Raw genomic sequence first — 13,200 nt, 5'->3', positions numbered from 1 at the left:
GAGCATTGGCCCGGGTATCTCGAACGGTCTGTCAGCGCCCGCCGGAGCCGGACGCCTTGGCGCCGCCACCCGGCGTGGCAGAGGATGGTTCGCGCCCCTCGCGGGGCATGGGGCCGATGTACTTCTCCGTCCGAACGAACGGGCGCGGATGCAGAAGCGTGTACTCGATCCGCTTGTACAGCGTCTTGGCCGCCACCGGCTTGGTCAGGAACTCGTTGATGCCGGCGTCGCGGGCTTCCCGAACGTGCGCCACGTCCGAGTAGCCGGAGATCATGATGATCGGCACCTCGGGACTGGAAATCGAGGGGTCGCGCCGCACCAGCCGGGCGAACTCGGCACCGTTCAGCGGCATCATTTCGTAGTCGAGCAGCACGATATCGTACGGGACCTGCTGAAGCAGCTTCAGGCCCTCGACACCGTCACCGCACTCGGCCACCCCTCGAATCCCGTAACTGGCGAGCTGTGTCGTCACCAGGGATCGCGAGAACTTGTTGTCGTCGATCACCAGAACCCGAAGGGACTGAAATCGCTGACGCATGGCGTCGCTGATGATCTCGTTCGAGGTCAACGCCCTCTCCTCTAGCCGGGTCTTGGAACCGTCCCGTCCAGCCGAGGGCGCGCAACCGAAACACCCGCCCCGTGTCGCGCCCACCCCCGGACCGCGCGCTCTGTCGTCAGGCACGGCAAGTATGCGCCTCGGACCACACCCTGTAAACGGGCGGAACATCCCTCATGACGCGCATGCGACGCAGGCACTATGCGCCTTTCGACGGGCGGGGAAGACGAGTGTGATGGATTCGAAGATCCTCATCGGTACATCCGCAAGCGCCTGAAGGACCTTCAAGTCCATGAACCATGGGAACGCTGTATTTCCGAGTGTCCCGACGGCTTCCGTCGTTCGTCCCGGGCTTATGGATTCATGTCACGAGCCTCGGGGTCAGGACACGGTCCACGGGCTTCAACGGTCACTTCGAAAGACCGCAGGCGTCCGTCATTTCTCGTGTTGAGCGGTCTGATCCGCATGGGGCGGCGTGGCATCCGATGCCGGCCCCGCGGCTTCCGGCGGCGCGATGACCAGGAGACCGTCGCGCACGCCGGTGACCCGGACGTGACTGCCGCGCGGCAACCGCAAGCTCTGTGTGTCGGCCACCGCCGCCCACTCGCCGTCCCCCACCTTCACCCGTCCACGCCCATCCTCCAGGTCGCTCGTCAGGGTCACCATGCTGCCGACGTGCCGGAAGGCGCGACGATTGAGAAGCGGCTGGTCGCTGGTCACCGCGCCCGGCCGCCACAGACGGCGGGCCAGCACCGTGGACAGCAGCGACAGGGCGGCGAACGCCAGCGCCTGCCACTCCCAGCCCAGGGACGGCACCATCATCACCGCCAGCCCGACCGCGCCGGCCGCCATGCCGACCCAGAGGAAGAACACCCCCGGCGCGACCAGTTCCAGCCCCAGGCAGACCACCGCCAGAATCCACCAGTGCCAGAACACAAGGGCCTCAGGCCACCAAGACTCCGTCATGTCACCGCCTCTTGCGATCGTTGCCGAGGGTCTGGCGGACCGGCCGCCGGAGTCGTCGGTCCCGTCACATCAACGACGCCGCGGAGTCGCCCGCGCGCGGGATCATGCTGGTGGTGAAGGACGCCACCGGAGACGCGGTGTCCGGTCCACGATCGGTCGGCCGCCGGGCCGGGTCCTCTCCTCCCCCGCCGCCACCGCCGCCGCCGCCCGACGGATCCGGCCCCAGGGCTTCCTTGGCGATTTCGGCGATTCCGGCCACCGACCCCAGGATGCCGGTCGCTTCCATCGGCAGCATCAGGACCTTCTGGTTGGGGGCGGCGGCCAGGGCCTGCAGGGCCTCCACGTACTTCAGGGCCACGAAGTAGTTGACCGCGCCCATGCTGCCCTTGCCGATGGCCTCGCTGACCATAGCGGTGGCGCGGGCCTCGGCCTCGGCCAGTCGTTCCCGCGCCTCGGCATCGCGCCAAGCCGCCTCGCGCCGCCCCTCGGCCTCCAGGATGGCGCCCTGCTTCAGGCCCTCGGCCTGCAGGATGGTGGCCTGCTTCTCGCCCTCGGCGACCAGGATGGAGGCGCGCTTGTCCCGCTCGGCCTTCATCTGGCGGGCCATGGAGTCCACCAGGTCGCGCGGCGGCGAGATGTCCTTGATCTCGATGCGCGTGACCTTGACGCCCCAAGGATTGGTGGCAAGATCCACCACGGTCAACAATTGGGCATTGATCTTGTCGCGCTGGGACAAGAGTTCGTCCAGGTCCATGCTCCCCATGACGGTTCGCACGTTGGTCATGGTGAGATTGAGGATCGCGACTTCAAGCTGGCGGACCTCGTAGGCCGCCTTGGGCGCATCAAGGACTTGATAGAAGACCACGCCATCCACGGTGACCATGGCGTTGTCGCGGGTGATGACCTCCTGCTCGGGAACGTCCAGCACCTGTTCCATCATGTTCATCCGGGCGCCGACCTGCTCGACGAACGGCACGATCAGGTGGAGGCCGGGATCCAGCGTCTTGGTATACTGGCCGAAGCGCTCGACGGTATACTCCCATCCTTGCGGAATGATCTTCACACTCAGAGCAATGAACAGGATGGCCAGGACGACCAACGTGATCACCAGAACCGTGGTCTCCATCATGACCGCTCTCCGCGCTGTTGATACGGTGGACGGCAGACTACCATTGCCCTCTGCACCGGCCTAGACCGGATGCGATACGGCCATCGGGGGCACACCGGACCCCGGGACGGGCTTCATCGCCGAGCCGGGCACATCAATATGACACGCGTTCTGAGATGCACACCGGGGACCGAGGCCGCGCCATGACCACCAATCCGCGCTCTCGCACGTTCTTGCTCGGAAAAAAACCTTCGTCGCTTATGGCACTTTTTTTGCGTGACCGACATGCACCCGGGTCCGGTCTTCCACCTCCCCAGGCCGGCGAGTCCGTCGGGCGAGGGAGCGGAGGGGGGCCGTCGATCCCGTACACCCCGTCGTTTCCCGGTCCTCCCCCCAACCCCGATCAGGTCATGGCCACGGATCGCTCCCCCTTCGACACAACAGACGATCCGTCGCGGCCCGTCCGAAGCGCCATCCTGGCCTCGGCGGTGGTGTTCATGGTGCTGATCGGCGGTATCTTGGGCTACTGGACATGGCAGAGCCACAACCTGGTGACCGAGCGCGCCGGCGACGTGGCGCGCAGCTTCTCCCTCACCTACAAGGCGTTCACGGAACAGGCACTGGCCAACATCTCGGGGACGCTGATCGAGGTCGCCAGCCTGGGCGACCAGTCCCTGTTGGTTCCGCTGGACACCGACCTTCGGGCCTTCCTGCGCCGGCGGGCCCGCCAGACACCCTTCGTGCGGGATCTGCTGGTCATCGACGCCGATGGCGTCCCCGTGGTGTGGACCGGCAACGGCCCGCCTCCGGATCTTGGCCGGGACGAGTCCTATCTGGCGCATCGCGACGGGGACCCCGGCCCCAACTGGGTCAGCCCGATCTACCGGGACCAGCAGACCGGCGGCCGGTTCACCTTCGCCGTGGCCCATACCGACCGCGACGACACCGGCCGGCCGACGGGCGCCGTGATGGCCCTGGTCGATCAGGCCCGCTTCGCCAATGCCTTCGGAACCATCCTGGAGTCCGAGCAGGCCTCGGTCGCGCTGGTCCACATCGACGGCACCGTCATGACCCGCTTGCCCGAGGTCCGGGGCTGGGTCGGCCGGGTCATTGAAACCGTCGCCAAACGCGTGCCTCAGGGCGCGAAAGAGGACATCACCATCACGCGGTCACCCCTCGATGGCGTCATGCGGGTGATCGCCGAGCGGCCGGTCACCGGCTACCCCTTGATCGCCGGCGCGACCGTGTCCCTGGACGCCGCCCTCGCCCCGTGGTGGCGCGGGGTCGCCTGGGCGCTGGGCGTGCTCGCGCTCGCCGGCATAGGCGTGACCGGATTGACTGTCGGCCTGATCCGCCAGGTGCGCCTACAGGCGTCGGCGCAGCTGTCCCAGTACCGCCAGAACACCGTGCTGGTCGCCCAGCAGGAAACGTCGACCGACGGCATCCTGGTGGTCGACAATCACCGGCGGATCCTGTCCTGGAACCGGCGTTTCGCCGAACTGTGGTTCCTGCCGGATTCCGTCTTCGAGGACGGCCACTACGACTCCGTGCAGGACGCGATGAGTCCCCTCGTGGAAAACGCCGACGCATTCCTGCACCGCATCGACGAACTCTACCTCAACCCCGACGAGGATGAGCGGGAGGGGATCGAGGTCAGCCTGGGCGACGGACGGATCCTGGAACGATACTCCCGCGCCCTGCGCACCGCCCAGGGACGGGTCTGGGGCCGCGTGTGGTTCTATCGCGACGTCACGCGGCGCCGAAGCGACGAGCAAGCCTTGCGCGAGAGCGAGCAGCGCTTCCGCGACGTGGCCAATGCCGCCGACGAGTTCATCTGGGAAGTGGACGTCGACGGGCACCTGACCTTCGTGACCGAACGGGCCACCGACTTCCTCGGCTACAGCGTCGCCGAGATGCTGGGCAAGTCACCGTTCGAGTTCACGCATCCCGAGGACCGCGCCTGGGTCTACGCCCTTTATCGGGACGCCGTCAGCCGCCGCGCCAAGTACGCCATCAGCGACTACCGGATGATCGACAGCGAGGGCAACATCATCTGGCTGCGCACCAACGGCGTGCCCATCCTGGACGACCACGGGCGGCTGCGTGGATATCGCGGCGCCTCGATGAACAGCGACGACATCAAGAACCGTGAACTGGAGATGCAGGACGCCAATCGGCGCCTGGAGGATCAGGCGGCGGCGCTGGTGGGACTCGCCGAACAACTGGATACATCCAACCGGGAGATCCGCCGTGTCCAGGAGCGCTTCGACCTGGCCATGCGGGGGACCACCGACGGCATTTACGACTGGGATCTGGTCACCAACAGAATTTATCTGTCGCCACGCTGGTGTGACATGCTGGGGCTGGGCGAGGATGAGGCCGAGGTCGCCCCCGCCTTCTGGACCAAGCGCATTCACCCCGACGACTACCTCGGCTCGGTGCGCACGCTGTCCGACCACCTGGAGGGCAAGACGCCGCAGTATCGCCATGTGCATCGCGTCAAGCACCAGAACGGCCGATACCTCTGGGTCCTCGACCGCGCCCAGGCGGTGCGTGGTCCGCTCGGCCAGGCGGTGCGCCTTGTGGGCACCCATGCCGACGTCACCGAAATGCGCCGCTACGAGGAGGCCTTGCAGCAGGCCAAGACCGAGGCGGAACTGGCGAACGCCGCCAAGTCCCGGTTCCTGGCGGTCATGAGTCACGAAATCCGCACTCCCATGACCGGGGTGCTGGGCATGACCGACCTGCTGCTCGGATCGGCGCTGGACAAGGAGCAGTACACCTTCGCTCAGACCGTCAAGCGATCGGCCGAGACGTTGCTGGGGTTGCTCAACGACATCCTCGACTTCTCGAAGATCGAGGCCGGGCAACTGGTGCTGGAGGAGATGGACTACGATCCGGCCGCCACCGTCGAGGACGTGGTGGACCTGCTGCGCATCAAGGCTTCGGAAAAGGGGCTCGTCCTGTCCGTCAGCCATGCCCAGCCCCTACCGGACGCCGTGCGCGGCGACCCCCATCGCCTTCGCCAGGTGCTGTTCAATCTGGTCGGCAACGCCATCAAGTTCACCGAACGCGGCGGGGTGACCATCGGCCTGGAGCGATGCGACTCCACGGCGAACGGCTACGACCTGCACTTCCTGGTCAAGGACACCGGTATCGGGCTGTCCGACAGTCAGCGCGCGCGCCTGTTCCAACCGTTTATCCAGGCGGACAACTCGACCACGCGGCGCTTCGGCGGCACCGGCCTCGGGCTGGCGATCTGCAAGCGGCTGGTGGAGGTCATGGGCGGCGACATTGACGTGGACAGCGCCATCGGCCAGGGCTCGACGTTCCGCTTCTCGATCCGCGTCGGCATCGGTGATCGGGCCAACCTCGTCACCGCCTCCGCCTCGCCCCGAGCCCCGGGGACCGACTCGTCCGCCTGTCGCCCCCCGCCCGGAACCCGGCTGCTGCTGGTCGAGGACACGGCCGCCAACCGGCTGCTGATCGCCACGGTGCTGGAGCGGATGGGCTTCGAGGTCGATCAGGCCGAGAACGGTCGCGAGGCGGTGGACGCGGTCACCGCCGATCCGGCGCGTCACGCCCTGGTGCTGATGGACATGCAGATGCCGGTGATGGATGGCGTCACCGCCACGCGCATCATCGCGGGCCTGCCCGGCCCGCCACCGGTGATCGGCCTGACCGCCGATGCGATGCGCGAGAACCGCGATACCTACATGGCCGCCGGCCTGCGGGAGATCCTGACCAAGCCGGTGGACTGGCCGCGCCTGGAAAAGGCGCTGGTCACGCACGCCCGCGACGTCGCCTGGGACACGGAGCCACCCGAGAACGCCCCCGCCGCACCGACGACGACCGCGCCGGATCCGGTGTTCAAGGCGACGCCGCCCTTGCCGGCCTCGTCCGTCACCCTGGACGCCGGTGCCTCCACCGCCGCTGGCGACGACGACGAGGAGTCCGATCCGGTGTTCAAGCCGGCCAGCCTGGACGTCCTTCGAAGCCGCCTCGGCGCCGACCGCATCACACCCATTGTCCGGTCCATGCTGACCAACATGGACACCCAGATGGAGACGCTGAGCGCCGCCATCAACGCGGGCGACGACGAGGCCGCGCGCCGGGCGGGGCACTCGCTGAAGGGGCTGGCCGGGCAGTTCGGCGCCATGCGCCTGTCCCATCTTGGCGAACGGATGCAGCAGCCCGACACGGACCGCGACACCCTCGCCCTCCTCGCTCCCCAGGCCCAGGCCGCCGCCGAGGCCACCAAGACGGCGGTCCACCACTGGCTGCAATCGGCGTCCACGGACGCCGGGCGGGATCAGACCGGATAGCGCGCCCACCCGGGGCCGTCACCCCCGCATGTCGCGCACGCGGGTCGCGTGACATCGGGCGCCGGCGTCAGGGACGCGACATCCCCTCGCCCCCGGCCAGACCATGCGGTCCGCCGTAGTGTAGACGCACCGGATCCGCCGCGCCGGATGGCGGCGCCATCAGGCCGGACGCCCGCAACCGCCCCGCCAGCGCAGCGGCGGGTTCCAGCACCGGCCCCAGGGTGGCCAGCAGGCGCAGGTGCTCGGCCTGAGCGCCGGCCAGGGCCGCCAACCCGGGCAGACCACCGCGATCCTCCAGCAGGTCCAGCACCCGTTCGATCGGCGGCCGCGGCTCCGGATAGGGCGCCACCACCACCGCCTCGTCGGCCGGCAGCGCCGCCGCCTCGCGGGCCACCCGCAGGGCCTCGCGCAGGCCCCCCAGACGATCCACGAGGCCGACCTCAAGGGCATCGGCCCCCGAAAACACCCGCCCCCGCGCGACCTCGTCCACGCCCGCCAGGGTCAACTCCCGGGCTTGCCCAACACGCGTGGTGAAGTCGGCGTAAATCTGGTCCAGGCGCCGGTCGAGCGCCCGGCGCGCGGCCGCCGAGAAGCCACGGTTGGAACTCCACATGGCGGCGTTGGCGCCCTCGTCCAGGGCCGCCCAGGACACCCCCTGCTCCGCCCAGAACCCTTCCAACACCAGCTTTCCGGCGGCGACGCCGATGGAGCCGGTGACGGTGGCAGGCGAGGCGACGATCTGGTCGGCCTCCAGGGCGATGAAGTAGCCGCCGGACGCCACCACGTTGCCCATGGAGACGATGACCGGCGTGCCGCGTTCCCGCGCCATGGCCACGGCGCGGCGGGCGCGGTCGGAGGCGACGTAGTCGCCCCCCGGGCTGTCCAGGCGCAGCACGATGGCGGCGACCCGCTCGTCCTCCACCGCCTCGTGAATGGCGGACTCCAGGCCCTCGGCGCTCAGGCCCCGCGAGAACGACGGACGATCGTCGTCGTCGCCGAAGGTCACCGCGCCGACCCCGTGGATCAGCGCCAGCCGGCGCGCGTCCTCGGGCTCCGCGCTGTCCTCCCGGGCCATGTAGGCGGTCACCGATACCTCGTCATGCTCGCCGAGCGCCTCCTGGACGGCGTCCTTGAACTCGTCGTGATAGCCCTGGCGGTCGATCAGGCCGACCTCCTGGGCCACCGGCGCCAGCAACGGCGCCCGGTCGATGACGGCCGTCAGGTCACCCACCGGGATGTCCCGCGCCGCCGACACGTCGGCGACCACCTGATCGAACCACGACGCCACCAGGCGCCCCATGTTCTGGGCCTGCGCCGGGCGCATGCTGTCGTCCTGCAGGCCGGCGAGGACCCCCTTGAACTCGTGACGGGCCTCGCCCTCGAATCGCAGGCCCCAGTCCCGCAGGGCCTTGGCGATGAAGGGAACCTCCAGGGCCAGGCCGGTGAGGCCCACCTCTCCGGACGGCTGAAGCCACACATCCTCGAAGGCCGAGGCCAGATAGTAGGCCAGGGTGCCGTTGCCGCCGCCCGCCGTCAGGGTATCGGCATGAACGAAGGTCGGCTTGCCCTGGGTCCGGAAGGCGTGGACGGCGTCCCGCAGTTCCTGGGCCTGGGCCAGCCCCATCGTCGGCGTCCGCACCCGCGCCACCAGGCCGAGCACGCGATCGTCGCGCGCCGCCCGCTCCAGCCCGTCCAGCACCGTCCGCAGCGGCAGCGCTCCATCCCCCAGCCCGAGCCAGGGATCGTCCTCACCCTCGGACAGGTCCTGGTCCAGGTCGACGGTCAGCACCATGGCCCCGGGCAGGGGGTCGCGCTGGGGCATCAGGTTGGGCAACACCAGGGCAACCACGATTGCGGTCACCACGACGAGGCCGCCCACCAGGGCCAGAAGGCCAATGATCAGCTTGCCGAGGAATCGAAACATGCGACACGGAATCCCGAGACGAGAGAAAGGAGAACCATGGTGGAGGAGCGACCGGCGGCATGACCCGGCAGGGGTGTCCGGACGCGCCGGGCATTCTGGACGATGGGGATGGCGGCACCGCTATCGAGACCAGGGTCGCCGGGCGCCTTTGCCTCAGGATCCACGGCGCCGATCCCCACCACGTCACCATGAGCAGTCGCGGCAACAGTAACAATCATTGGCACGACTGGCCACACCGGCAATCGTGGTCTCTTCAAGGCTCGAACCCTCGACCCACGCCCGGTCTGAAAGGCTTGCGGGCGGCCCCCGAAAAACGCCCGTTCGGTCCGGATTCACGCCCCCTTTTGACTCAGATCAATGGTCGGTCCGCGAGCGTCGGCGCATAGTCGGGCGATCCGGGGTCGGGTCGGGTGGCCTCCGGACCGGACTCGGTGTCGGGAGGATGGTCGATCGTTCTCCCGATCCGGCCGCCAACCGGCCCGCCGTGGAGGTGACAACGGGCCAACGACGGCCATCCCGCTTCGCCACCGCGCCCCGATCCCGGCGTGCCAGGGATCAGGGCGTCAGCCACCGCCGAGACAGCGTCTCAAAGGTCGGGCTGCGTGACGACGCGCCGAAGGACGTGTCCACACGCGGGGCCAATGGCCGGAAACAGAGTCCCTTCTGGACGTAAAACGGGTATTGTATTTCCGAGGCATCGTCTTCCGGGTTTTGTCCCGGGTATTCAGGGGAGGCGGCAGTGACGCAGGCAACCATGGCCCGAGACAACGGCCGGGGCTCGGTGCCCTACGCGGAGGGTCCGATCCGGCTGTTCGTGCTGGCATCGGTGTTCTGGGGCATCGTGGGCTTTTTCGTGGGCGACTTCATCGCCTGGCAGCTGGCCTTCCCGGCCCTCAATCTTGACCTGCCCTGGACCACCTTCGGCCGCCTGCGGCCGCTGCACACCTCGGCGGTGATCTTCGCCTTCGGCGGCAACGTGTTGTTCGCCACGTCGCTTTACGTGGTGCAGCGGACGTCCCGGGCGCGGATGTACGGCGGCGATGCCCTCGGCTATTTCCTGTTCTGGGGATTTCAGCTGTTCATCGTCCTGGCGGCCGTGGGCTACGTCACCGGCGTCACGCAGAGCCGCGAGTACGCCGAGCCCGAATGGTACGCCGACCTGTGGCTGACCCTGGTGTGGGTGCTGTATCTGGCAGCCTTCGTGGGAACCCTGCTGAAGCGCCGCGAACCCCACATCTACGTGGCCAACTGGTTCTTCCTGGCCTTCATCGTCACCATCGCCCTGCTACACCTGGGCAACAACATGGCGGTGCCGGTGGCGGTGCTGGGCGGCGACAGCTGGACCAAGTCCTACAGCCTGTTCTCCGGCGTGCAGGACGCGATGACCCAGTGGTGGTATGGGCACAACGCGGTGGGCTTCTTCCTGACCGCCGGCTTCCTGGCCATCATGTACTACTTCGTGCCCAAGCAGGCCAACCGGCCGGTCTACAGCTACCGCCTGTCGATCGTGCACTTCTGGGCGCTGATTTTCCTCTACATCTGGGCCGGCCCCCATCACCTGCACTACACCGCCCTGCCCGACTGGGCGCAGACGCTGGGCATGGTGTTCTCGGTGATGCTGTGGATGCCCTCGTGGGGCGGCATGATCAACGGCCTGATGACGTTGTCCGGAGCCTGGGACAAGCTGCGCACCGACCCGGTGCTGCGCTTCCTGGTGGTGTCCGTCGGCTTCTACGGCATGTCCACCTTCGAGGGTCCGATGATGTCGGTGAAGGCGGTCAACTCGCTGTCCCACTACACCGACTGGACCGTCGGCCACGTGCACTCGGGCGCGCTTGGCTGGGTGGCCTTCATCTCCTTCGGCGCGCTCTACTACATGGTGCCGGCGCTGTGGAAGCGGCGGTCGCTGTATTCGACGCGGCTGGTCTCGCTGCACTTCTGGATCGCCACCCTGGGCATCGTGCTCTACATCACCTCCATGTGGGTGTCGGGCATCATGCAGGGCCTGATGTGGCGCGCCTACGATGAGCTGGGCTTCCTGCAGTACTCGTTCATCGAGTCGGTGGAGGCCATGCACCCCTACTACATCATCCGCGCCACCGGCGGCCTGCTGTTCATCGCCGGCGCCTTGATCATGGCCTACAACATCTATCGCACCATCAAGGGCGACGTGGCCGAGGGTGCCCCGCGGGGCGTGCCCCAGGGTGTGTCCGGCGGCGCCACCGTCGGCAGCCAGCAGTAAGGGGGGATGAAACCGTGAGCCTCATCAAGCATCACGAGAAGATCGAAACCAACGTCTTCCTCCTGGTGGTCGGCATTTTCGTGACGGTGGCCGTGGGCGGCCTGGTGGAGATCGTGCCCCTGTTCTCCATCAAGTCGACCATCGAAACCGTGCGCGGGGTGCGCCCCTATACGCCGCTGGAACTGGCCGGGCGCGACATCTACGTCCGCGAGGGCTGCTACAACTGTCACAGCCAGATGATCCGGCCGTTCCGGGACGAGATCGAACGCTACGGCCACTATTCCCTGGCCGCCGAGAGCAAGTTCGATCATCCGTTCCAGTGGGGGTCCAAGCGCACCGGACCGGATCTGGCGCGGGTGGGGGGCAAGTACTCCAACGACTGGCACACCCGCCACCTGATCGATCCGCGTTCGGTGGTGCCGGAATCGATCATGCCCGGCTATCCCCACCTGGCCCAGCGGCCGTTGTCCTATGACGGCATTGCCGCGCACATGGCCACCCTGGATGTCGTGGGACGCGGCGAGACCTATACGCCCGTCGAGGGCGCCATCGAAAACGCCGTCGCCGACCTGGAAGCCCAGGCCACCCCGGACGCCGATACCGACGCCCTGGTGGCCCGCTATTCGGACGTCGCCTTCGGTCCCGACCGGGCCGAGGACGAGGTCACCAACATGGCGCTGGGCGACCTGGACGGCAATCCGGAGATGATCACCGAAATGGACGCCCTGGTCGCCTATCTCCAGGTGCTGGGGACCATGGTGGACTTCACCCAGGTGGATGACGAAAGCCGCACCGAGTGGATTCGCTGATCGCCGGAACGAAGGAGTGGACCGATGGACGGTCTTCAAGGGGTGTCTGACTTTCTCCGCCAGTTCTGGGGCCTGTGGCTGATGCTGCTCTTCCTGGGCACCGTCTGGTGGGCCTATCGGCCCAGCAACAAGCGGCGGTTCGAGGATGACGCGATGATCCCCCTGCGGGACGACGATGCCGTGGAGGAGTGAGACGATGGCCAGCAAACCTGAGTGGGACGAGATCACCGGGCGGAAAACCACCGGGCACGAGTGGGACGGCATCAAGGAGCTGAACACGCCGCTGCCCAGGTGGTGGGTTTGGGTGTTCTACATCTGCATCGCCTGGTCCGTCGTCTACAGCCTGGCTTATCCGTCCTGGCCGGCCATGGCGGGCTTCTTCAACGGCGTCACCGGCTGGAACGCGCGCAGCGACCTCGACGACCAGTTGGACGAAGCCCGCGCGGCCCGCTCCACGTGGCTGACCCAGATCGCCGCCAAGGATGTCGGCGCCGTGCTGGAGGACGACACGCTGCGCTCCTACGCCATGCGCGGCGGCGAGGTGCTGTTCAAGGAAAACTGCGCCCCCTGTCATCAGACCGGTGGCGCCGGCGCCTACGGCTACCCCACCCTGGCCGACGACGAATGGATCTGGGGGGGAACCCTGGACGCCATCGTCACCACCATCCGCCACGGCGTCCGCGACCAGACCAACGACGACACCCGCTTCAGCGAGATGACGGCCTTCGGCGAGTGGGAGATCCTGACGCCCGAGGAAATCGACACCGTGGCCGGCTATGTCTACGACCTGTCCCATGGCCGGGCCAGCGAGGGACCGGGCCAGGATCTGTTCGTGCAGCATTGCGCCGTCTGCCACAGTCCCGACGCCAAGAGCCCGGAGGGCAACGGCAACCTCATGCTGGGTGGCCCGCCGCTGAACAACCGCATCTTCCTGTACGGCGGCGACAGGGAGGATATCGCCGCGCAGGTCTACAAGCCGCAGCATGGCGTCATGCCGCCCTGGGAAGGCCGGCTGTCGGACGAGGAGATCAAGCAGTTGGCGGTCTACGTCTATTCCCTCGGTGTCGGACAGTAGGCACGAGGCCTCGCTCGTCACGCGACCCGCAAACGAGCGGCAGTCATGCAGACCGACCGTCCCCCCCCGGCGAGCCCGCCCGGCCCGCCGGGGGTTTGCATGTCCGGGGTCGGGTGCGGTCGTACGCGGGATGGCGTTGGATCGGGCGCCTGAAGTGGTGTAGGAGCTATGGGCCCCTGCCGGGTCGCCCCGTGG

At 67.8% G+C, this 13,200-nt stretch carries 9 protein-coding genes; 5 read left to right on the top strand and 4 right to left on the bottom strand.

All coding sequences use genetic code 11. The annotated features are described in order from the left end of the window. Positions 1 to 31: 31 nt before the first annotated feature. The 3 genes from GGD89_RS07050 to GGD89_RS07040 all read right to left on the bottom strand — a co-directional run bounded on the left by GGD89_RS07050 (position 32) and on the right by GGD89_RS07040 (position 2,651). The gene (locus GGD89_RS07050) at positions 32 to 568 is read right to left on the bottom strand and encodes a response regulator (RefSeq protein ID WP_184043527.1); all 537 of its coding nucleotides are present in this window, start codon (positions 566 to 568) and stop codon (positions 32 to 34) included. A 423-nt stretch (positions 569 to 991) separates the two neighbouring features. Further along, entirely contained in the window at positions 992 to 1,522 is a 531-nt protein-coding gene (locus GGD89_RS07045) for an NfeD family protein (protein WP_184043525.1), read from the bottom strand. Positions 1,523 to 1,586: 64 nt separating this feature from the next. Continuing rightward, positions 1,587 to 2,651, bottom strand: a complete 1,065-nt coding sequence (locus tag GGD89_RS07040) for an SPFH domain-containing protein (protein ID WP_184043523.1) — start codon at positions 2,649 to 2,651, stop codon at positions 1,587 to 1,589. A 389-nt stretch (positions 2,652 to 3,040) separates the two neighbouring features. Here GGD89_RS07040 and GGD89_RS07035 point away from each other — a divergent pair, with 389 nt between their 5' ends. After that, on the top strand, positions 3,041 to 6,955 hold the full coding sequence (locus GGD89_RS07035) for a PAS domain S-box protein (protein ID WP_184043521.1): 3,915 nt from the start codon (positions 3,041 to 3,043) through the stop codon (positions 6,953 to 6,955). Positions 6,956 to 7,022: 67 nt separating this feature from the next. Here the strand turns inward: GGD89_RS07035 and GGD89_RS07030 are convergent, their stop codons facing one another. Then, on the bottom strand, positions 7,023 to 8,879 hold the full coding sequence (locus GGD89_RS07030) for a S49 family peptidase (RefSeq protein ID WP_184043519.1): 1,857 nt from the start codon (positions 8,877 to 8,879) through the stop codon (positions 7,023 to 7,025). A 739-nt stretch (positions 8,880 to 9,618) separates the two neighbouring features. On the opposite strand from GGD89_RS07030, the gene ccoN reads away from it, so the two are divergent. Genes ccoN through ccoP form a run of 4 tightly spaced genes read left to right on the top strand, consistent with a single transcriptional unit; the run spans position 9,619 to position 13,005 of the window. Continuing rightward, on the top strand, positions 9,619 to 11,121 hold the full coding sequence (gene ccoN / locus GGD89_RS07025) for a cytochrome-c oxidase, cbb3-type subunit I (protein ID WP_425503022.1): 1,503 nt from the start codon (positions 9,619 to 9,621) through the stop codon (positions 11,119 to 11,121). A gap of 14 nt (positions 11,122 to 11,135) precedes the next feature. After that, positions 11,136 to 11,930, top strand: coding sequence for a cytochrome-c oxidase, cbb3-type subunit II (ccoO, locus tag GGD89_RS07020; RefSeq protein WP_184043515.1), 795 nt, complete (start codon positions 11,136 to 11,138; stop codon positions 11,928 to 11,930). Between the two features lie 24 nt (positions 11,931 to 11,954). Next, the gene (locus tag GGD89_RS07015; RefSeq protein WP_184043513.1) at positions 11,955 to 12,122 is read left to right on the top strand and encodes a cbb3-type cytochrome oxidase subunit 3; all 168 of its coding nucleotides are present in this window, start codon (positions 11,955 to 11,957) and stop codon (positions 12,120 to 12,122) included. Between the two features lie 4 nt (positions 12,123 to 12,126). Then, positions 12,127 to 13,005: a cytochrome-c oxidase, cbb3-type subunit III gene (gene ccoP / locus GGD89_RS07010; RefSeq protein ID WP_184043511.1), complete on the top strand. Its 879-nt coding sequence runs from the start codon at positions 12,127 to 12,129 to the stop codon at positions 13,003 to 13,005. The last annotated feature ends 195 nt before the right edge of the window (positions 13,006 to 13,200 follow it).

The sequence above is a fragment of the Roseospira visakhapatnamensis genome, assembly GCF_014197915.1.
Lineage (GTDB): Bacteria > Pseudomonadota > Alphaproteobacteria > Rhodospirillales > Rhodospirillaceae > Rhodospira > Rhodospira visakhapatnamensis.
The sequence above is the reverse complement of the archived record's forward strand: the minus strand, read 5'-3'. Positions and strand labels throughout refer to the sequence as shown.